Raw genomic sequence first — 20,192 nt, forward strand, 5'->3', positions numbered from 1 at the left:
GTACGCGAGGACGCGCGTAAGCAGGGCAGTACCAGGGCGCGAGCACTGAGGAGCACCGTTGAGCAGGTTGCGCTGGCTGACCGCGGGGGAATCCCACGGTCCCGCACTCGTGGCGACGCTGGAGGGCCTTCCCGCCGGCGTGCCGATCACCACGGAGATGGTGGCGGACCACCTGGCGAGGCGTCGGCTGGGCTACGGCCGCGGTGCCCGGATGAAGTTCGAGCGTGACGAGGTCACCTTTCTCGGCGGAGTCCGGCACGGCCTCAGTCTCGGTTCCCCGGTCGCGATCATGGTGGGCAACACCGAGTGGCCCAAGTGGGAGCAGGTCATGTCGGCCGATCCCATCGACCCGGAGATCCTGGCGGGCCTCGCGCGCAACGCGCCGCTGACCCGGCCGCGGCCCGGTCACGCCGATCTCGCGGGCATGCAGAAGTACGGCTTCGACGAGGCCCGGCCGATCCTGGAGCGGGCCTCCGCGCGGGAGACGGCGGCCCGGGTGGCGCTGGGCGCGGTGGCCCGGTCGTACCTGAAGGAGACGGCCGGTATCGAGATCGTCAGTCATGTCGTGGAGCTGGCCTCGGCCAGGGCCCCGCAGGGCGTGTACCCCACCCCGGCCGACGTGGAGAAGCTCGACGCGGACCCGGTGCGCTGCCTGGACGCGGACGCGTCGAAGGCGATGGTCGCGGAGATCGACCAGGCCCACAAGGACGGCGACACCCTCGGCGGAGTGGTCGAGATCCTGGCGTACGGCGTGCCGGTGGGCCTCGGCTCGCACGTGCACTGGGACCGCAAGCTGGACGCCCGCCTGGCGGGTGCCCTGATGGGCATCCAGGCGATCAAGGGTGTCGAGCTCGGCGACGGCTTCGAGCTGGCGCGGGTGCCGGGCTCGAAGGCGCACGACGAGATCGTGAACTCGCCCGAGGGCATCCGGCGCGTCTCCGGCCGCTCGGGCGGCACCGAGGGCGGACTGAGCACGGGTGAGCTGCTGCGGGTGCGGGCCGCGATGAAGCCGATCGCGACCGTGCCGCGCGCCCTGCAGACCGTCGACGTGACCACCGGCGAGGCCGCGCAGGCCCACCACCAGCGCTCCGACGTGTCCGCGGTGCCGGCCGCCGGCATCGTCGCCGAGGCCATGGTCGCCCTGGTCCTGGCGGACGCGGTGGCGGAGAAGTTCGGCGGCGACAGCGTTCCCGAGACTCGCCGCAACGTGCGGTCCTACCTCGAGAACCTGGCCATCCGATGACCGGTCCGAAGGTGGTGCTGGTCGGTCCGATGGGCGTGGGCAAGTCCACCGTCGGGCAGCAGCTGGCCGAGCGGCTCGGCGTCGGCTACCGGGACACCGACGACGACATCGTCGCCGAGCAGGGCCGCACGATCGCGGAGATCTTCGTCGACGAGGGCGAGCCGGCCTTCCGGGCGATCGAGAAGGCCGCCGTGCGGCGGGCGCTCGCCGAGCACGACGGTGTCCTCGCGCTGGGCGGCGGCTCGATCCTGGACGCGGACACGCGCGCGCTGCTGGCCGGGCAGCAGGTGGTGTACCTCTCGATGGACGTCGAGGAGGCGGTCAAGCGCACCGGCCTGAACGCCGCGCGTCCGCTGCTCGCGGTCAATCCGCGCAAGCAGTGGCGCGAGCTGATGGAGGCCCGCCGCCACCTGTACGAGTCGATCGCCACGACGGTGGTCGCCACGGACGGCCGTACACCCGAAGAAGTCACCCGAATCGCGCTGGACGCACTGGAGTTGAAGGAAGCATGAGCGAGGCAGTGACGCGCATCCAGGTCGGCGGCACCGCGGGCAGCGATCCGTACGAGGTCCTGGTGGGACGTCAACTCCTGGGTGAGCTCGGCGCGTTGATCGGGGAGAAGGCGCAGCGGGTCGCGATCATCCACCCCGAGGCGCTCGCCGACACCGGTGAGGCGCTGCGTGACGACCTCGCCGGACAGGGCTTCGAGGCCGTCGCCATCCAGGTCCCGAACGCGGAGGAGGCCAAGACCGCCGAGGTCGCCGCCTACTGCTGGAAGGCGCTCGGCCAGTCCGGCTTCACCCGCACCGACGTCGTGGTCGGCGTCGGCGGCGGCGCCACCACCGACCTCGCCGGCTTCGTGGCCGCGACGTGGCTGCGCGGGGTGCGCTGGATCGCCATCCCGACCACCGTGCTCGCCATGGTCGACGCGGCCGTCGGCGGCAAGACCGGCATCAACACCGCCGAGGGCAAGAACCTCGTCGGCGCCTTCCACCCGCCCGCCGGTGTCCTGTGCGACCTGGCCGCGCTGGACTCCCTGCCCGTCAACGACTACGTCTCCGGACTCGCCGAGATCATCAAGGCCGGCTTCATCGCCGACCCGGTGATCCTGGAGCTCATCGAGTCCGACCCGCAGGCCGCGCGCACCCCGGCGGGCCCGCACACCGCCGAACTCATCGAGCGCTCGATCCGGGTCAAGGCCGAGGTCGTCTCCTCCGACCTCAAGGAGTCGGGCCTCAGGGAGATCCTCAACTACGGCCACACGCTCGCCCACGCCATCGAGAAGAACGAGCGGTACAAGTGGCGGCACGGTGCCGCGGTCGCCGTAGGCATGCACTTCGCCGCCGAACTGGGTCGTCTGGCGGGCCGGTTGGACGACGCGACGGCCGACCGCCACCGCACCGTCCTCGAATCGGTCGGCCTGCCGCTGCACTACCGCTACGACCAGTGGCCCAAGCTGCTGGAGACCATGAAGGTCGACAAGAAGTCCCGCGGCAATCTGCTGCGGTTCATCGTCCTCGACGGACTGGGCAAGCCCACGGTCCTGGAGGGCCCGGACCCTGCGGTCCTGCTCGCCGCGTACGGCGAGGTCGGCCAGTAAGTCCCGCGACGGGCGTTCCGCCTGATTCGCCTTGCGTCAGGGGCACTTCGGGGCTCCCCCGGCCGTTTCACCAAAGGAGGGCCGGGGGCGGTACCGTTCGGTGACGAGCGGGGTATGTACCACCCCGTAACCAGCGCCGATCAGCCTGCCGCGAGTGAGCCGGAGGGGCGCGTCGGAGACGAGAGGACGAGCGGGCACCGGCCTTCGGGCCGAGCACGGTCGGGCTCCCGGCACCGACGCGAGCGCCCCGGAGGCGAGCAAGCCGAAAAGACGAGACGGAGTCGCACCGGATGCAGCACGCAGTGGGTTCTCCGCTGCCGCCGCCCCATCAGCCGGGGCACGGACCCGCCGCCGGCTGGTCGCCGGCCGCACACCACCCGGGACCGCATCACCCGGGCGCGCACCAGGGTTCCGCCCCGGTGCCCCCATCGCCTCCGGCACCCGGGTTCACCCCGGCCCCGGTTCCGCCGACGCCCCAGCACTCACCGGTCCCGCCCGCACCGCAGCACTCACCCGCGCCGGTCCCGGACACCACCGGCCATGTGCCGCTGCCGCCCGGCGCCCCCGTGGGCGTCCCCAGCACCCCGCCCGCCGCCGTGTCCGATCCCGCGGGCACCACCCTCGCCGTGCTGCTCATCGGCCCGGCGGGCGCCGGCAAGACGAGCGTCGCCAAGTACTGGGCCGACCACCGCAGGGTCCCCACCGCCCACATCAGCCTCGACGACGTGCGCGAGTGGGTCCGCTCGGGCTTCGCCGACCCCCAGTCCGGCTGGAACGACCACTCCGAGGCCCAGTACCGCCTCGCCCGCCGCACCTGCGGCTTCGCCGCCCGCAACTTTCTGGCGAACGGCATCTCCTGCATCCTCGACGACGCCGTCTTCCCCGACCGTCCGGTGGTCGGCCTCGGCGGCTGGAAGCGGCACGTCGGTCCGGGACTGCTGCCGGTGGTGCTGCTGCCCGGCCTGGAGATCGTCCTGGAGCGCAACGCCGAACGCTCGGGCAACCGCCGCCTGACCGACGAGGAGGTCGCCCGGATCCACGGCCGGATGGCCGGGTGGTACGGCTCGGGCCTGCCGATCATCGACAACAGCCAGATGGACGTGGCCCAGACGGCGAGAGTCCTGGACGACGTGCTGGCGCGGTCGATCGCGAGCCCACCGAGCTGGTGACGCAGGGGATCGGCACGAACCCCCACTCGGCCTCTCCCGAACGGCGCCGCACTCGTATGACTCCTACGCTCGTGTCATGTCAGAGGTGTACGTCACCCGGAGAACGAAGCTCAGGGCCCGCTGCCAAGCCGGCGGCAGCGCCACCGCGCTGATCTCCCGCCCCGCCAACGTCCGCTACCTCGCGGGCACCGCCCCCCGCGGCGCCGTCCTCCTGCTCGGCGCCGGCGAGGACGTCCTGCTCTGCCCCGGTCCGCTGGACGACCGCATGGACGGCCGTCCCGACGAGGCCCTGCGGATCCACACACTCCCCGGCGCCGCCGGCGACCCGGCCGTCGCCGCGGCCGACCTCGCGGCAGGCGAAAATGCCGGCTCCCTCGCCGTCGAGGAACACCACCTCACCGTCGGCCGCCACCGAGCCATCCGCTCGGTCGTCCCGAGGCTGCGCCTGGCAGACCTCGCGGGCGCGGTCGAACAGCTCCGCGTCATCAAGGACGAGGAGGAGATCTCCTGCCTGCGCATCGGCGCCGAGATCGCCGACCAGGCACTGGGAGAACTCCTGGAGTCCATCCTCGTCGGCCGCACCGAGCGACATCTCGCGCTCGAACTGGAGCGCCGTCTCGTCGATCACGGCGCCGACGGCCCGGCCTTCGCCACATCCGTGGGGACGGGTCCGAACGCCGGCCGCCCCGGCCACCGTCCCACCGACCGCCGTGTCGAGGAGGGCGATTTCCTCTCCGTCTGCCTGGGCGCGAGCTACCGCGGCTACCGCTGTGAGATCGGCCGTACCTTCGTCATCGGTACGTCCCCCGCGGACTGGCAGATCGACCTGTACGACCTCGTCTTCGCCGCTCAGCGGGCCGGACGCGAGTCGCTGACACCCGGTGCGGCCTACCGCGACGTGGACCGTGCGGCCCGTCAGGTACTGGAGTCCGCGGGCCACCACGAGGGCCTGCCGACCCTCACCGGACACGGTGTGGGACTGGAAATCGACGAGGACCCGCAGTTGGGCCCCGCGGCCATGGGTAAACTGGACGCTTGCGTGCCGGTCACCGTCGAACCGGGGGTCCACCTCCCGGGACGGGGCGGCGTCCGGATCGATGACACGCTCGTCGTACGCCCCGAGGCGGACGGCGGACCCGAGCTACTCACCATCACGACCAAGGAGCTGCTCGCGCTGTAGGAGTGCGTGCGCCGGGGTCGTCCACGTCAGTCCAGGAGATTCCGCAACCGTGGCTTCCACGAACGACCTCAAGAACGGCCTGGTGCTCAAGCTCGAAGGCGGCCAGCTCTGGTCCGTCGTCGAGTTCCAGCACGTCAAGCCCGGCAAGGGCCCTGCATTCGTGCGCACCAAGCTCAAGAACGTGCTGTCCGGCAAGGTCGTCGACAAGACGTTCAACGCCGGCGTCAAGGTCGAGACGGCCACTGTCGACAAGCGCGACATGCAGTTCTCGTACATGGACGGCGAGTACTTCGTCTTCATGGACATGGAGACCTACGACCAGCTGATGATCGACCGCAAGGCCGTCGGCGACGCCGCCAACTTCCTGATCGAGGGCTTCACCGCCACCGTGGCGCAGCACGAGGGCGAGGTGCTCTTCGTCGAGCTGCCGGCCGCCGTCGAGCTCGTCGTGCAGGAGACCGAGCCGGGCCTGCAGGGCGACCGCTCCACCGGCGGCACCAAGCCCGCCACCCTGGAGACCGGTCACCAGATCCAGGTCCCGCTCTTCATCACCACCGGTGAGAAGATCAAGGTCGACACCCGCACGAGCGACTACCTCGGCCGGGTGAACAGCTAACCGTGGCTGCCCGCAACACGGCCCGCAAGCGCGCCTTCCAGATCCTCTTCGAGGGCGACCAGCGCGGAGTCGACGTCCTGACGGTCCTGGCGGACTGGATCCGGCTTTCCCGGGAAGACACCCGGCAGCCGCCGGTGAGCGAGTACACGATGCAGCTGGTCGAGGGCTACGCGGAGCACGCGAAGCGCATCGACGAGCTGATCGCGCAGTACTCGGTCGGCTGGACGCTGGACCGGATGCCGGTCGTCGACCGCAACATCCTGCGTCTGGGCGCCCATGAGCTGATCTGGGCCGACGAGACCCCGGACGCGGTGGTGCTCGACGAGATGGTGCAGCTGGCGAAGGAGTTCTCCACGGACGAGTCACCCTCGTTCGTGAACGGCCTGCTGGGCCGGCTCAAGGACCTGAAGCCGTCGCTGCGCCGGGACGAGGCGTAGGACCGCGTCGGCACGACGCGTAAGAGGCGCGAAACGCCTGAGGGCCCGCAGCGAGACCGCCGCGGGCCCTCAGGCGTCTGTGTACGCGCAGGCCCCACAAGGCGCGCAGAAAGCCGCCGGGGTGGCCGGAACCGTGAAGTTCCGGCCACCCCGGCGGCACGTTTCTGCTGAGGCTGGGAGCGGCTCAGCCGTCCTCGTGGGACACCGCGCGACGCGCGTCCGCGTCCAGCACGCCCCAGCTGATCAGCTGCTCGGTGAGGACCGAGGGGGACTGGTCGTAGATGACGGCGAGTGTGCGCAGGTCGTCCTGGCGGATCGAGAGCACCTTGCCGTTGTAGTCACCACGCTGGGACTGGATGGTCGCCGCATACCGCTGGAGGGGGCCGGCCTTCTCGGCCGGGACGTGGGCCAGCCGCTCCAGGTCCAGGACCAGCTTCGGCGGCGGCTCGGCGGCCCCGCCCGGAGTGGTGCCGGGCAGCAGCTCCTGCACCGGAACGCCGTAGAAATCCGCCAACTCGGCAAGACGCTGCACCGTCACCGCGCGGTCGCCGCGCTCGTACGAACCGACCACGACCGCCTTCCAGCGTCCCTGGGACTTCTCCTCGACACCGTGGAGGGAAAGGCCCTGCTGGGTGCGGATGGCCCGGAGCTTGGCCCCGAGCTGTTTGGCGTATTCGCTGGACATATAGCTCCCCGGACACTGGATCGACGCGGCCGCAGTGGTTTCGAGCCGCGCGTCTGGTAACTCACTGTGAGGTTACGCAGCGTGACTCTTCTGCGTCAAGCCGAATGGTCCACACCGACTCTTCCGTGAGAGTGGTGGCTGATTGGGCCAAGGGGGTGATCGGGGACGCCGTTCCGGCCTGCTACCGTGGATGGCGCAAATCCGACGTCCTTTAAGGTCCGTCCCGTGAGGCGGAGAAGGAGGTCCGTTTCGTATGGACACGCAGGACACTTCCGACCACCAGGCGTCCGATGCCCGGCCCGTTCTCGAAGGCCCCGACATCGCACGCGTGCTGACCCGTATCGCCCACGAGATCGTCGAACGCGCCAAGGGCGCCGACGACGTGGTGCTCCTCGGCATCCCCACCCGGGGCGTCTTCCTCGCCCAGCGGCTCGCCGTCAAGCTCGAGGAGATCACCGGCCGCGGGATTCCGGTCGGTTCGCTCGACATCACCATGTACCGCGACGATCTGCGCATGCACCCGCCGCGTGCGCTGGCCCGCACCGAGATTCCCGGTGACGGCATCGACGGCCGTCTGGTCGTCCTCGTCGACGACGTGCTCTTCTCAGGCCGTACCATCCGCGCCGCCCTGGACGCCCTGAACGACATCGGCCGCCCTCGCGCGGTGCAGCTCGCGGTCCTCGTCGACAGAGGCCACCGCGAACTGCCCATCCGTGCCGACTACGTCGGCAAGAACCTCCCCACGTCGTTGCGGGAGACGGTCAAGGTCCAGCTCGCCGAGGAGGACGGTCGCGACACCGTGCTGCTCGGTGTGAAGCAGACCTAGCGGCGGACGGACCGGGTACGCCCTATCCGGCGTGCCCTCGCCTGCCCGGAATCTCCCGATCCTGAACTGCCTTACGGAGCCTGAAAGATGCAGCGTCATCTCATCTCGGCCGCCGACCTGACCCGCGACGACGCCGTCCTGATCCTCGACACCGCCGAGGAGATGGCCCGGGTCGCCGACCGGCCGATCAAGAAGCTGCCGACCCTGCGCGGCCGCACGATCGTCAATCTCTTCTTCGAGGACTCCACGCGTACGCGTATCTCCTTCGAAGCCGCCGAGAAGCGTCTGTCGGCGGACGTCATCAACTTCACCGCCAAGGGCTCCAGCGTGTCCAAGGGCGAGTCCCTCAAGGACACCGCCCAGACCCTGGAGGCCATGGGTGTCGACGCCGTCGTCATCCGCCACGGCGCCTCGGGGGCGCCGTATCGCCTCGCCACCTCCGGCTGGATCGACGCGGCCGTCATCAACGCCGGTGACGGCACCCACCAGCACCCCACCCAGGCCCTGCTGGACGCGTTCACCATGCGCCGCCGGCTCGTCGGCCGGGACGCGGGGATCGGCCAGGACCTCGCCGGCAAGCGCATCACGATCGTCGGTGACATCCTGCACAGCCGGGTCGCCCGCTCCAACGTCGACCTGCTGCACACCCTCGGCGCCGAGGTCACCCTCGTCGCCCCGCCCACCCTGGTGCCGGTCGGCGTCGAGACCTGGCCCTGCGAGGTCGCGTACGACCTCGACGGCACCCTCGCCAAATCGGACGCGGTGATGATGCTGCGCGTGCAGCGCGAGCGGATGAACGCCGCCTTCTTCCCGACCGAGCGCGAGTACTCGCGGCGCTACGGCCTGGACGGCGACCGCATGGCGCGGATGCCGGAGCACGCCATCGTGATGCACCCCGGCCCGATGGTCCGCGGTATGGAGATCACCGCCGAGGTCGCCGACTCCGACCGCTGCACCGTCGTCGAGCAGGTCGCAAACGGAGTCTCCATCCGGATGGCCGTCCTGTATCTGCTGCTCGGCGGCGCCGTGGTCGATTCGAAGAACGTGCCCGCCGTGTCCCCCACCCGTATCGAGGAGAAGTAAGTCACATGAGCAAGATCCTGATCCGTGGTGCGAAGGTCCTCGGCGGCGAGCCGCAGGACGTGCTGATCGACGGCTCGTCCATCGAGGCGGTCGGTACGGGGATCTCAGCCGAGGGCGCCGAGGTCGTCGACGCGGGCGGAAAGGTGCTCATGCCGGGCCTCGTCGACCTGCACACCCATCTGCGCGAACCGGGCCGTGAGGACTCCGAGACCGTGCTGACGGGCACGCGTGCGGCGGCCTCCGGCGGTTACACGGCCGTGTTCGCCATGGCCAACACCTTCCCGGTGGCCGACACCGCCGGTGTGGTCGAGCAGGTCTACCGGCTCGGCCAGCAGCACGGCTACTGCGACGTGCAGCCCATCGGTGCGGTCACCGTCGGCCTGGAGGGCCGCAAGCTCGCCGAGCTCGGTGCCATGCACGAGTCGGCCGCCGGGGTGACCGTCTTCTCCGACGACGGCAAGTGCGTCGACGACGCCGTGATCATGCGGCGCGCGCTGGAGTACGTGAAGGCCTTCGGCGGAATCGTCGCCCAGCACGCGCAGGAGCCGCGGCTGACCGAGGGCGCCCAGATGAACGAGGGCGTCGTCTCCGCCGAGCTGGGCCTCGGGGGCTGGCCCGCGGTGGCCGAAGAATCGATCATCGCCCGGGATGTCCTGCTCGCCGAGCACGTCGGCTCCCGCGTCCACATCTGCCACCTCTCGACCGCCGGGTCCGTCGAGATCGTCCGCTGGGCCAAGTCCCGCGGCATCGACGTCACGGCCGAGGTCACCCCGCACCACCTGCTCCTCACGGACGAGCTGGTGCGCACCTACAACCCCGTCTACAAGGTCAACCCCCCGCTGCGCACCGAGCGTGACGTGTACGCCCTGCGGGAGGCGCTCGCCGACGGCACGATCGACATCGTCGCCACCGACCACGCGCCGCACCCGCACGAGGACAAGGACTGCGAGTGGGCCGCGGCCGCCATGGGCATGGTCGGCCTGGAGACCGCGTTGTCAGTGGTGCAGGAGACCATGGTGGACACCGGGCTCCTCGACTGGGCCGGGGTCGCCGAGCGCATGTCCTTCAAGCCCGCCGAGATCGGGCAGGCGAAGGGCCACGGGCGTCCCGTCTCGGCTGGTGAGCCCGCCAACCTCATGCTCGTCGACACGGAATACCGTGGGTCCGTGGACCCCGCGGGCTTCGCCTCGCGCAGCCGCAACACTCCGTACGAGGGGCGTGAGCTGCCGGGCCGTGTCACGCACACGTGGCTCCGGGGCAAGGCCACGCTCGTCGACGGGAAGCTCACGTGACATCTGCAACTCTGCTCGCCGCCGGACTCGCCACCGGCCTTGCCGCCGAGAAGAAGTCGGCCGAGGTTACCGACTGGGCCGCCCGGGTCGGCTGGCTCGTCGGCCTCGCCCTCTTCGTCGCGCTCGTCTACTGGCTGATGCGTGAGGGCTGGAAGTGGCGCGGCACGCTGCAGGGCGACCTGCCCGAGCTGCCTACCGCGCCGGACGACCCCGGCCCGGCGAGACTGGGCATGAGCGGCCGCTACCACGGCTCCACCACCGCGGGGCAGTGGCTCGACCGGATCGTGGCGCACGGCCTGGGCGCCCGCAGCCGGGTCGAGCTCACGCTGACGGACGCGGGACTGGACGTCGTGCGCCCCGGCGCGACCGACTTCTTCATCCCGCGCGCGGCCCTGCGGGAGGCCGTGCTCGGCAAGGGCATCGCGGGCAAGGTCCTGACCGAGGGCGGGCTCCTCGTGGTGACCTGGGCCCACGGCGAGCGTCTGATCGACTCGGGGTTCCGCTCCGACCACGCGGCCGAGCACACCGACTGGGTCGACGCCATCAACTCCATGATCAACAAGACGGAAACGGAAGGCGCACGATGACGACCTCCACGAAGGGGAACGCCTCGCAGAGGAAAAAGGTGTCCCCTGCGGTACTCGTCCTGGAGGACGGCCGGATCTTCCGGGGCCGTTCCTACGGGGCCGTGGGGGAGACCTTCGGCGAGGCCGTCTTCTCCACCGGCATGACCGGCTACCAGGAGACCCTGACCGACCCGTCGTACGACCGCCAGATCGTCGTCGCGACCGCCCCGCAGATCGGCAACACCGGCTGGAACGACGAGGACGACGAGTCGAACCGCATCTGGGTCTCCGGCTACGTCGTGCGCGACCCCGCGCGCGTGCCGTCCAACTGGCGCGCCAAGCGCTCCCTGGACGACGAGCTGGTCGCGCAGGACATCGTCGGGATCTCCGGCATCGACACCCGCGCGCTCACCCGCCACCTGCGCGAGCGCGGCTCGATGCGCGCCGGGATCTTCTCCGGCGAGGCGATCGCCGCCGAGCCCGAGCTCGTCGCGCGCGTGCAGGCCCAGCCGCACATGAAGGGCGCCTCGCTCTACGAGGAGGTCGCCACCAAGGAGGCCTACGTCGTTCCCGCGGTCGGTGAGAAGAAGTTCACCGTCGCCGCGATCGACCTCGGCATCAAGGGCATGACCCCGCACCGCATGGCCGAGCGCGGCATCGAGGTGCACGTACTGCCGGCCACGGCCACCGCGGAAGACGTCTACGCCGTCGCCCCCGACGGAGTCTTCTTCTCCAACGGGCCCGGCGACCCGGCCTCCGCCGAGGGCCCGGTCGCGCTGATGACCGCCGTCCTGGAGCGCAGGACGCCGCTGTTCGGCATCTGCTTCGGCAACCAGATCCTCGGCCGCGCGCTCGGCTTCGGCACCTACAAGCTGAAGTACGGCCACCGGGGCATCAACCAGCCCGTGCAGGACCGGACCACCGGCAAGGTCGAGGTCACCGCGCACAACCACGGATTCGCCGTGGACGCACCGCTCGACAAGGTCAGCGAGACCGAGTTCGGCCGTGCCGAGGTCTCCCACGTCTGCCTGAACGACAACGTCGTGGAGGGACTCCAGCTGCTCGACCAGCCGGCCTTCTCCGTCCAGTACCACCCCGAAGCGGCAGCGGGTCCGCACGACGCCGCCTACCTGTTCGACCGTTTCGTATCCCTGATGGAGGGCCAGCGTGCCTAAGCGCTCCGATATCCAGTCCGTCCTGGTCATCGGCTCCGGCCCGATCGTCATCGGCCAGGCCGCCGAGTTCGACTACTCCGGCACGCAGGCGTGCCGGGTCCTGAAGGCCGAGGGCCTCAGGGTGATCCTGGTCAACTCCAACCCGGCGACGATCATGACCGACCCGGAGATCGCCGACGCCACCTACGTCGAGCCGATCACCCCGGAGTTCGTCGAGAAGATCATCGCCAAGGAGCGCCCGGACGCCCTGCTGCCCACCCTGGGCGGCCAGACGGCCCTCAACACGGCGATCTCGCTGCATGACGCCGGGACCCTCGACAAGTACGGCGTCGAGCTGATCGGCGCCAACGTCGAGGCGATCAACAAGGGCGAGGACCGCGACCTGTTCAAGGGCGTCGTGGAGGAGGTCCGCAAGAAGATCGGGCACGGCGAGTCCGCCCGCTCGGTCATCTGCCACTCCATGGACGACGTCCTGCAGGGCGTCGAGACGCTCGGCGGCTACCCCGTCGTCGTCCGCCCGTCCTTCACCATGGGCGGCGCCGGCTCCGGCTTCGCGCACAACGAGGAGGAGCTGCGCCGCATCGCCGGACAGGGCCTCACCCTCTCGCCGACCACCGAGGTGCTCCTGGAGGAGTCCATCCTCGGCTGGAAGGAGTACGAACTGGAGCTGATGCGCGACAAGCACGACAACGTCGTGGTCGTCTGCTCCATCGAGAACTTCGACCCCATGGGCGTGCACACCGGCGACTCGATCACCGTGGCCCCCGCGATGACGCTGACCGACCGCGAGTACCAGGTGCTGCGCGACGTCGGCATCGCGATCATCCGCGAGGTCGGCGTCGACACCGGCGGCTGCAACATCCAGTTCGCGGTGGACCCCGAGGACGGCCGCGTCATCGTCATCGAGATGAACCCGCGTGTGTCCCGGTCGTCGGCGCTCGCGTCGAAGGCGACCGGCTTCCCGATCGCCAAGATCGCCGCGAAGCTCGCCGTCGGCTACACGCTGGACGAGATCCCGAACGACATCACCGAGCAGACCCCGGCCTCCTTCGAGCCGACGCTCGACTACGTGGTGGTCAAGGCCCCCCGGTTCGCCTTCGAGAAGTTCCCGTCCGCGGATTCGACGCTGACGACCACCATGAAGTCGGTCGGCGAGGCCATGGCGATCGGCCGCAACTTCACCGAGGCCTTCCAGAAGGCACTGCGCTCGCTGGAGAAGAAGGGCAGCCAGTTCACCTTCGTGGGCGAGCCCGGCGACAAGACCGCCCTCCTGGAGGAGTCGGTACGGCCCACCGACGGCCGGGTCAACACCGTCATGCAGGCCATCCGCGCGGGTGCCACGCCGGAGGAGGTCTTCCAGTACACGAAGATCGACCCCTGGTTCGTCGATCAGCTCTTCCTGATCAAGGAGACCGCGGACGAGCTGGCCTCCGCCGAGCGTCTGGACGCCGATCTCCTCGCCGAGGCCAAGCGGCACGGCTTCTCCGACCAGCAGATCGGTGAGATCCGCGGCCTGCGCGAGGACGTGGTGCGGGAGGTGCGGCACGCGCTGGGCGTGCGCCCGGTCTACAAGACCGTCGACACCTGCGCGGCCGAGTTCGCGGCGAAGACGCCGTACTTCTACTCCTCCTACGACGAGGAGAACGAGGTCGCGCCCCGGACAAAGCCCGCGGTGATCATCCTGGGCTCCGGTCCGAACCGCATCGGCCAGGGCATCGAGTTCGACTACTCCTGCGTGCACGCCTCCTTCGCGCTGTCCGACGCCGGGTACGAGACGGTGATGGTCAACTGCAACCCCGAGACCGTCTCCACCGACTACGACACCTCCGACCGGCTGTACTTCGAGCCGCTCACGCTTGAGGACGTCCTGGAGATCGTCCACGCCGAGCAGCAGGCCGGTCCGGTCGCGGGCGTGATCGTGCAGCTGGGCGGGCAGACCCCGCTGGGTCTGGCGCAGGCGCTCAAGGACAACGGCGTCCCGGTCGTGGGCACCCCGCCCGAGGCGATCCACGCCGCCGAGGACCGCGGCGCCTTCGGCCGTGTCCTCGCGGAGGCGGGCCTGCCGGCCCCCAAGCACGGCACCGCCACCACCTTCGCCGGCGCCAAGGCCATCGCTGACGAGATCGGCTACCCGGTCCTCGTACGGCCCTCGTACGTCCTCGGCGGCCGCGGCATGGAGATCGTCTACGACGAGACCCGCCTCGAGTCCTACATCGCCGAGTCCACCGAGATCAGCCCCTCGCGCCCGGTCCTGGTCGACCGCTTCCTCGACGACGCCATCGAGATCGACGTCGACGCCCTCTACGACGGCCAGGAGCTCTACCTGGGCGGCGTGATGGAGCACATCGAGGAGGCCGGCATCCACTCCGGCGACTCGGCGTGCGCCCTGCCGCCGATCACACTGGGCGGCTTCGACATCAAGCGCCTGCGGGCCTCCACGGAGGCCATCGCGCGCGGGGTCGGCGTCCGGGGCCTGATCAACATCCAGTTCGCCATGGCCGGTGACATCCTCTACGTCCTGGAGGCCAACCCGCGCGCGTCCCGCACCGTCCCCTTCACCTCGAAGGCGACCGCCGTGCCGCTCGCCAAGGCCGCCGCCCGGATCTCACTTGGCGCGACCGTCGCCGAACTGCGCGCCGAGGGCCTGCTTCCGGCCAACGGCGACGGCGGCGAACTCCCGCTGGACGCGCCGATCTCCGTGAAGGAGGCCGTCATGCCGTGGTCGCGCTTCCGCGACATCCACGGCCGCGGCGTCGACACGGTCCTCGGCCCGGAGATGCGCTCCACCGGCGAGGTCATGGGCATCGACTCCGTCTTCGGCACGGCGTACGCCAAGTCGCAGGCGGGCGCCTACGGTCCGCTGCCGACCAAGGGGCGGGCGTTCATCTCGGTCGCCAACCGTGACAAGCGCTCGATGATCTTCCCGGCGCGCGAGCTGGTCGCCCACGGCTTCGAGCTGCTCGCCACCTCCGGCACCGCCGAGGTCCTCAAGCGCAACGGCATCAACGCCACGGTCGTGCGCAAGCAGTCCGAGGGCACCGGCCCCAACGGCGAGAAGACCATCGTCCAGCTCATCCACGACGGTGAGGTCGACCTGATCGTCAACACCCCGTACGGCACCGGCGGCCGCCTCGACGGCTACGAGATCCGTACGGCGGCCGTGGCGCGGTCGGTCCCGTGTCTGACGACGGTCCAGGCGCTCGCCGCCGCCGTCCAGGGCATCGACGCCCTCAACCACGGTGACGTGGGCGTCCGTTCGCTCCAGGAACACGCGGAACACCTGACCGCGGCCCGCGACTAGCAGCCCTGAGGGGGACACCGGAAACGGTGTCCCCCTCTTCGTGAGGACACCATGTACAAGATCTTCTTCAACCTCGTCTTCAAGCGCCTGGACCCCGAGAAGGCCCATCACCTGGCCTTCCGGTGGATCCGCCTCGCTGCCCGAGTTCCGGTGCTGCGCACGTTCGTCGCGGCCGCTCTCGCACCCCGCCACAAGGAGCTGCGCACCGAGGCCTTCGGCCTGCGCATGCACGGCCCCTTCGGACTGGCCGCCGGCTTCGACAAGAACGCGGTCGCGATCGACGGCCTGACGATGCTGGGCTTCGACCACGTCGAGATCGGCACGGTGACCGGGGAGGCTCAGCCGGGCAACCCCAAAAAGCGGCTGTTCCGCCTGGTACCGGACCGCGCGCTCATCAACCGCATGGGCTTCAACAACGAGGGCTCGCTGGCCGTGGCGGCCCGCCTGGCCTCCCGTGAGCCGGTTTTCAAGACGGTTGTGGGCGTCAACATCGGCAAGACCAAGGCCGTCCCGGAGTCCGAGGCGATCGGCGACTACGTGAAGTCGGCGGAGCGGCTGGCGCCGTACGCCGACTACCTGGTCGTGAACGTCTCGTCGCCCAACACGCCAGGACTGCGCAACCTCCAGGCGGTCGACCACCTGCGTCCGCTCCTGAGCGCCGTTCGCGAGGCCGCCGACCGCAGGGTGGCCTCCCGTCACGTCCCGCTCCTGGTGAAGATCGCGCCCGACCTCGCCGACGAGGACGTCGACGCGGTCGCCGACCTGGCCGTCGAGCTCGGCCTGGACGGCATCATCGCCACCAACACGACCATCGCGCGCGAGGGACTCGGTCTGACGTCCGCACCCGCCCTGGTGAAGGAGACGGGCGGCCTCTCCGGAGCACCCCTCAAGGCACGCTCCCTGGAGGTCCTGAGGCGCCTGTACGCGCGCGTGGGCGACCGGATCACCCTGGTGGGCGTCGGTGGCGTCCAGGACGCCGAGGACGCCTGGCAGCGCATCCTGGCGGGCGCCACGCTGGTCCAGGGCTACAGCGCGTTCGTCTACGAGGGTCCCTTCTGGGGCCGGGCCATCCACAAGGGGCTCGCCGCGCGCCTGCGCACGAGCCCGTACGCCACCCTCGCCGACGCGGTCGGCGCCGACGTGAGGAAGACGGTATGACCGAGCCCTTCGGCGCACGCCTGCGCCGAGCCATGGACGAGCGCGGCCCGCTGTGCGTGGGGATCGACCCGCACGCCTCACTGCTCACCGAGTGGGGCCTGAACGACGACGTGGCCGGTCTGGAGCGGTTCAGCCGCACGGTCGTGGAGGCGCTGTCCGACCGGGTCGCCGTGTTCAAGCCCCAGAGCGCGTTCTTCGAGCGCTTCGGCTCGCGCGGCGTCGCCGTACTGGAGACGACCGTCCAGGAGGCCCGCGCGGCCGGTGCGCTGGTCCTCATGGACGCCAAGCGCGGTGACATCGGCTCGACCATGGCCGCGTACGCCGAGGCCTTCCTGCGCAAGGACTCCCCGCTGTTCTCGGACGCGCTGACCGTGTCGCCGTACCTCGGTTACGGCTCGCTCTCGCCGGCCGTCGTGCTGGCGCGCGAGAGCGGCGCCGGCCTGTTCGTGCTCGCGCTGACGTCCAACCCGGAGGGCGGCGAGGTCCAGCACGCCGTCCGCGCGGACGGCCGGACCGTCGGCGCGACCATGCTGGCCCATCTGGCCGCCGAGAACACGGGGGAGGAGCCCCTGGGGTCCTTCGGCGCCGTCGTCGGGGCCACGCTCGGCGATCTGTCGTCGTACGACCTGGACATCAACGGTCCGCTCCTCGCGCCCGGCGTCGGGGCCCAGGGGGCCACTCCGGCCGATCTTCCCGGGGTCTTCGGGGCGGCGATCCGCAATGTCGTCCCGAACGTCAGCCGGGGCGTGCTGAGGCACGGTCCCGACGTCAGTGCGCTGCGCGCGTCCGCCGAGCGGTTCGCGGACGAGATCAGGTCCGCGCTGCCGACGGGTTGAGACGGCCGTCGAGGACCGGATCTGGCGTGCGCGACGGTCGTCGCGGATGTTCGACACCCCCGTTCGAGTCCTCCGACGCGCGCTTCGAGGCCTCCTTGAGCCTGAATACATCCTCAAATCCGGGGCAATATGTCAGAAATGTCCGACCTGGCGGAGGCTGACCAGGACTTTTCCGCTGTTCTCGCTGACTCTGGCGGACTTGGCCGCTAGTCTCCGACGCAGAGTGAACGGGCAAGCGTGTTGCTCGTGGCTCCCCAGGTGTGGGGCGACTAGGTTCCTCACCGGTCCGTATCCGACAAGATCGACATCCGAGGTGACGTAGGCGTGGCTCTTCCGCCCCTTACCCCTGAACAGCGCGCAGCCGCGCTCGAAAAGGCCGCCGCGGCTCGCCGGGAGCGGGCCGAGGTCAAGAATCGACTCAAGCACTCCGGCGCCTCCCTTCACGAGGTCATCAAGCAGGGCCAGGAGAACGACGTCATCGGCAAGATGAAGGTCTCCGCCCTGCTGGAGTCCCTGCCGGGCGTGGGCAAGGTCCGCGCCAAGCAGATCATGGAGCGACTCGGCATCTCCGAGAGCCGTCGTGTACGCGGCCTCGGCTCCAACCAGATCGCTTCGCTGGAGCGTGAGTTCGGCAGCACCGGTTCCTGAACCCGGGTCACTCCGGGAAGGGAGTCCCGGGCACCCCGGGATTGCTGGAATAATCGCTGCATGAGTGAACGTCCGCGGCTGACCGTGCTCTCCGGCCCCTCAGGGGTCGGCAAGAGCACGGTCGTCGCCCATATGCGCAAGGAACACCCCGAGGTCTGGCTCTCGGTGTCGGCGACGACCCGCAAGCCCCGCCCCGGCGAGAAGCACGGCGTCCAGTACTTCTTCGTCACCGACGAGGAGCTGGACAAGCTGATCGCCAACGGTGAGCTGCTGGAGTGGGCGGAGTTCGCCGGCAATCGCTACGGCACGCCGCGTGCGGCCGTGCTGGAGCGGCTGGAGGCGGGTGAGCCCGTCCTGCTGGAGATCGACCTCCAGGGCGCCCGGCAGGTCCGCGAGTCCATGACGGACGCCCAGTTGGTGTTCCTGGCACCTCCCTCCTGGGAGGAGCTCGTGCGCAGGCTCACCGGACGTGGCACTGAGCCGCCCGCCGTGATCGAACGCCGCCTGGAGGCGGCGAAGGTCGAACTGGCGGCTGAACCCGAGTTCGATGTGACCTTGGTCAACACCTCCGTCGAGGACGTGGCGCGCGAGCTGCTAGCCTTGATGGATGTGGTGTGATCCCGCCTGCTCGTTGAGGCTTGATCAATCGCACTGATTCTTTCCCATCCATCGGAAGGTAGAGCGTGTCCTCTTCCATCTCCGCGCCCGAGGGCATCATCAACCCGCCGATCGACGAGCTCCTCGAGGCCACGGACTCGAAGTACAGCCTCGTGATCTACGCGGCCAAGCGGGCCCGCCAGATCAACGCGTACTACTCGCAGCTCGGTGAGGGCCTGCTTGAGTACGTCGGTCCGCTGGTGGACACCCACGTCCACGAGAAGCCGCTCTCGATCGCCCTGCGCGAGATCAACGCGGGTCTGCTGACGTCCGAGGCCGTCGAGGGCCCGGCGCAGTAGTCGTACTTTCAGCTTTTCGCTGACTTATCCACAGGCCCGGCAGCGCGACTGTCGGGCCTGTGGTGTGTGATGGACCCGTACGTCGCAGTCGTACGTTGCCAATACGGGGAGAGACGGGGCGAGACGGTGGACAAGCCGAAGGTCGTGCTGGGGGTCAGTGGCGGCATCGCCGCGTACAAGGCCTGTGAGCTGCTGAGAAGGCTTACGGAGTCCGGCCACGACGTCCGCGTCGTCCCCACCGCCTCCGCACTGCACTTCGTGGGCGCCGCCACCTGGTCCGCCCTTTCCGGCAAGCCGGTCTCGACGGAGGTCTGGGACGACGTCCACGAGGTCCCGCACGTCCGCATCGGGCAGCACGCCGACCTCGTGGTCGTGGCCCCGGCGACCGCGGACACCCTCGCCAAGGCGGCGCACGGCCTGGCGGACGACCTCCTCACCAACACCCTCCTGACGGCCCGTTGCCCCGTCGTCTTCGCGCCCGCCATGCACACCGAGATGTGGGAGCACCCGGCCACCCAGGAGAACGTGCAGACACTGCGCCGACGCGGTGCGATCGTGATCGAGCCGGCCGTCGGCCGGCTGACCGGCGTCGACACCGGCAAGGGCCGGCTGCCGGAACCCGCCGAGATCTTCGAGGTCTGCCGCCGGGTGCTGGCCCGGGGCGTCACCGAGCCCGACCTCAAGGGCCGGCATGTGGTAGTGAGCGCCGGCGGCACCCGCGAACCCCTCGACCCCGTCCGGTTCCTCGGCAACCGCTCCTCCGGCAAGCAGGGCTACGCCCTCGCCCGCACCGCGGCCGCGCGCGGCGCCCGGGTCACCCTGGTCGCGGCGAACACCGGTATGCCGGACCCGGCGGGCGTGGACGTGGTCCCCGTGGGGACGGCCGTGCAGCTGCGCGAGGCGGTCCTGAAGGCGGCGGCCGACGCCGACGCGGTCGTCATGGCGGCGGCGGTCGCCGACTTCCGCCCGCAGACGTACGCGACCGGAAAGATCAAGAAGAAGGACGGCCAGGACCCCGAGCCGATCGTCCTGGTGCGGAATCCGGACATCCTCGCCGAGATCTCGGCCGAGCGTGCCCGCCCCGGCCAGGTGATAGTCGGCTTCGCCGCCGAAACCGACGACGTCCTGGCCAACGGTCGTACGAAACTGCGGCGCAAGGGCTGCGACCTCCTCGTCGTCAACGAGGTGGGGGAGCGCAAGACCTTCGGGTCGGAGGAGAACGAGGCGGTGGTGCTGGGCGCCGACGGCAGCGAGACCCCGGTACCGCACGGCCCGAAGGAATTCCTGGCCGAAACCGTGTGGGACCTGGTGGCACAGCGCCTCACGTGAAATGTTTCCTTCGCTTCTCGGTCCTCTCAAACCTCTGCCACAGTGGCGTGGCGACCCTGGCCAAGCCCGCTCGTGATTGGGCACAATGCCCG

At 70.1% G+C, this 20,192-nt stretch carries 20 protein-coding genes; 19 read left to right on the forward strand and 1 reads right to left on the reverse strand.

What is annotated here, in order from left to right:
• The first annotated feature begins 58 nt into the window (after positions 1-58).
• The 7 genes from aroC (at position 59) to nusB (ending at position 6,245) form a co-directional block, all read left to right on the forward strand.
• The gene (gene aroC / locus BFN33_RS20085) at positions 59-1,243 is read left to right on the forward strand and encodes a chorismate synthase (protein ID WP_069761458.1); all 1,185 of its coding nucleotides are present in this window, start codon (positions 59-61) and stop codon (positions 1,241-1,243) included.
• On the forward strand, positions 1,240-1,755 hold the full coding sequence (locus tag BFN33_RS20090) for a shikimate kinase (protein ID WP_069761459.1): 516 nt from the start codon (positions 1,240-1,242) through the stop codon (positions 1,753-1,755). Before aroC ends, BFN33_RS20090 begins: the two co-directional genes overlap by 4 nt.
• Positions 1,752-2,843 (forward strand): 3-dehydroquinate synthase, encoded by a 1,092-nt coding sequence (gene aroB, locus BFN33_RS20095; RefSeq protein ID WP_069761460.1) that lies wholly within the window; start codon positions 1,752-1,754, stop codon positions 2,841-2,843. The genes BFN33_RS20090 and aroB overlap by 4 nt, the downstream gene beginning before the upstream one ends.
• A gap of 290 nt (positions 2,844-3,133) precedes the next feature.
• Positions 3,134-4,012: a Pro-rich N-terminal domain-containing protein gene (locus BFN33_RS20100; protein ID WP_079140895.1), complete on the forward strand. Its 879-nt coding sequence runs from the start codon at positions 3,134-3,136 to the stop codon at positions 4,010-4,012.
• Between the two features lie 76 nt (positions 4,013-4,088).
• A complete protein-coding gene (locus tag BFN33_RS20105) occupies positions 4,089-5,192 on the forward strand; it encodes an aminopeptidase P family protein (protein ID WP_069761462.1) in 1,104 nt (367 codons plus the stop codon).
• A 49-nt stretch (positions 5,193-5,241) separates the two neighbouring features.
• Positions 5,242-5,808: an elongation factor P gene (gene efp / locus BFN33_RS20110; protein WP_057614159.1), complete on the forward strand. Its 567-nt coding sequence runs from the start codon at positions 5,242-5,244 to the stop codon at positions 5,806-5,808.
• Between the two features lie 2 nt (positions 5,809-5,810).
• A complete protein-coding gene (gene nusB, locus BFN33_RS20115; protein WP_057614158.1) occupies positions 5,811-6,245 on the forward strand; it encodes a transcription antitermination factor NusB in 435 nt (144 codons plus the stop codon).
• 184 nt (positions 6,246-6,429) lie between these two features.
• Here nusB and bldD read toward each other — a convergent pair whose 3' ends face one another.
• On the reverse strand, positions 6,430-6,930 hold the full coding sequence (gene bldD, locus BFN33_RS20120; protein WP_069761463.1) for a transcriptional regulator BldD: 501 nt from the start codon (positions 6,928-6,930) through the stop codon (positions 6,430-6,432).
• A gap of 253 nt (positions 6,931-7,183) precedes the next feature.
• Here bldD and pyrR point away from each other — a divergent pair, with 253 nt between their 5' ends.
• From pyrR to coaBC, 12 genes are all read left to right on the forward strand, one after another.
• A complete protein-coding gene (gene pyrR / locus BFN33_RS20125) occupies positions 7,184-7,756 on the forward strand; it encodes a bifunctional pyr operon transcriptional regulator/uracil phosphoribosyltransferase PyrR (protein ID WP_069761464.1) in 573 nt (190 codons plus the stop codon).
• Between the two features lie 87 nt (positions 7,757-7,843).
• On the forward strand, positions 7,844-8,839 hold the full coding sequence (locus BFN33_RS20130) for an aspartate carbamoyltransferase catalytic subunit (RefSeq protein WP_069761465.1): 996 nt from the start codon (positions 7,844-7,846) through the stop codon (positions 8,837-8,839).
• Positions 8,840-8,844: 5 nt separating this feature from the next.
• On the forward strand, positions 8,845-10,131 hold the full coding sequence (locus tag BFN33_RS20135) for a dihydroorotase (protein WP_069761466.1): 1,287 nt from the start codon (positions 8,845-8,847) through the stop codon (positions 10,129-10,131).
• Positions 10,128-10,718 carry a hypothetical protein gene (locus BFN33_RS20140; protein WP_069761467.1) on the forward strand — a complete coding sequence of 197 codons (591 nt, stop codon included), beginning with the start codon at positions 10,128-10,130 and terminating at the stop codon, positions 10,716-10,718. The genes BFN33_RS20135 and BFN33_RS20140 overlap by 4 nt, the downstream gene beginning before the upstream one ends.
• The gene (gene carA, locus BFN33_RS20145; protein WP_069761468.1) at positions 10,715-11,872 is read left to right on the forward strand and encodes a glutamine-hydrolyzing carbamoyl-phosphate synthase small subunit; all 1,158 of its coding nucleotides are present in this window, start codon (positions 10,715-10,717) and stop codon (positions 11,870-11,872) included. The genes BFN33_RS20140 and carA overlap by 4 nt, the downstream gene beginning before the upstream one ends.
• Positions 11,865-15,173, forward strand: a complete 3,309-nt coding sequence (gene carB / locus BFN33_RS20150; protein WP_069761469.1) for a carbamoyl-phosphate synthase large subunit — start codon at positions 11,865-11,867, stop codon at positions 15,171-15,173. The genes carA and carB overlap by 8 nt, the downstream gene beginning before the upstream one ends.
• A gap of 51 nt (positions 15,174-15,224) precedes the next feature.
• A complete protein-coding gene (locus tag BFN33_RS20155) occupies positions 15,225-16,331 on the forward strand; it encodes a quinone-dependent dihydroorotate dehydrogenase (RefSeq protein ID WP_069761470.1) in 1,107 nt (368 codons plus the stop codon).
• A complete protein-coding gene (pyrF, locus tag BFN33_RS20160) occupies positions 16,328-17,167 on the forward strand; it encodes an orotidine-5'-phosphate decarboxylase (RefSeq protein ID WP_069761471.1) in 840 nt (279 codons plus the stop codon). The genes BFN33_RS20155 and pyrF overlap by 4 nt, the downstream gene beginning before the upstream one ends.
• A 324-nt stretch (positions 17,168-17,491) precedes the next feature.
• Positions 17,492-17,815 (forward strand): integration host factor, encoded by a 324-nt coding sequence (locus BFN33_RS20165; protein WP_003977346.1) that lies wholly within the window; start codon positions 17,492-17,494, stop codon positions 17,813-17,815.
• Between the two features lie 60 nt (positions 17,816-17,875).
• On the forward strand, positions 17,876-18,433 hold the full coding sequence (gene gmk / locus BFN33_RS20170) for a guanylate kinase (RefSeq protein WP_069761472.1): 558 nt from the start codon (positions 17,876-17,878) through the stop codon (positions 18,431-18,433).
• A 65-nt stretch (positions 18,434-18,498) separates the two neighbouring features.
• On the forward strand, positions 18,499-18,771 hold the full coding sequence (rpoZ, locus tag BFN33_RS20175; RefSeq protein ID WP_003988945.1) for a DNA-directed RNA polymerase subunit omega: 273 nt from the start codon (positions 18,499-18,501) through the stop codon (positions 18,769-18,771).
• Positions 18,772-18,897: 126 nt separating this feature from the next.
• Entirely contained in the window at positions 18,898-20,100 is a 1,203-nt protein-coding gene (gene coaBC, locus BFN33_RS20180; protein ID WP_069761473.1) for a bifunctional phosphopantothenoylcysteine decarboxylase/phosphopantothenate--cysteine ligase CoaBC, read from the forward strand.
• Positions 20,101-20,192 lie beyond the last annotated feature (92 nt).

The sequence above is a fragment of the Streptomyces sp. LUP47B genome, from assembly GCF_001746295.1.
GTDB lineage: Bacteria > Actinomycetota > Actinomycetes > Streptomycetales > Streptomycetaceae > Streptomyces.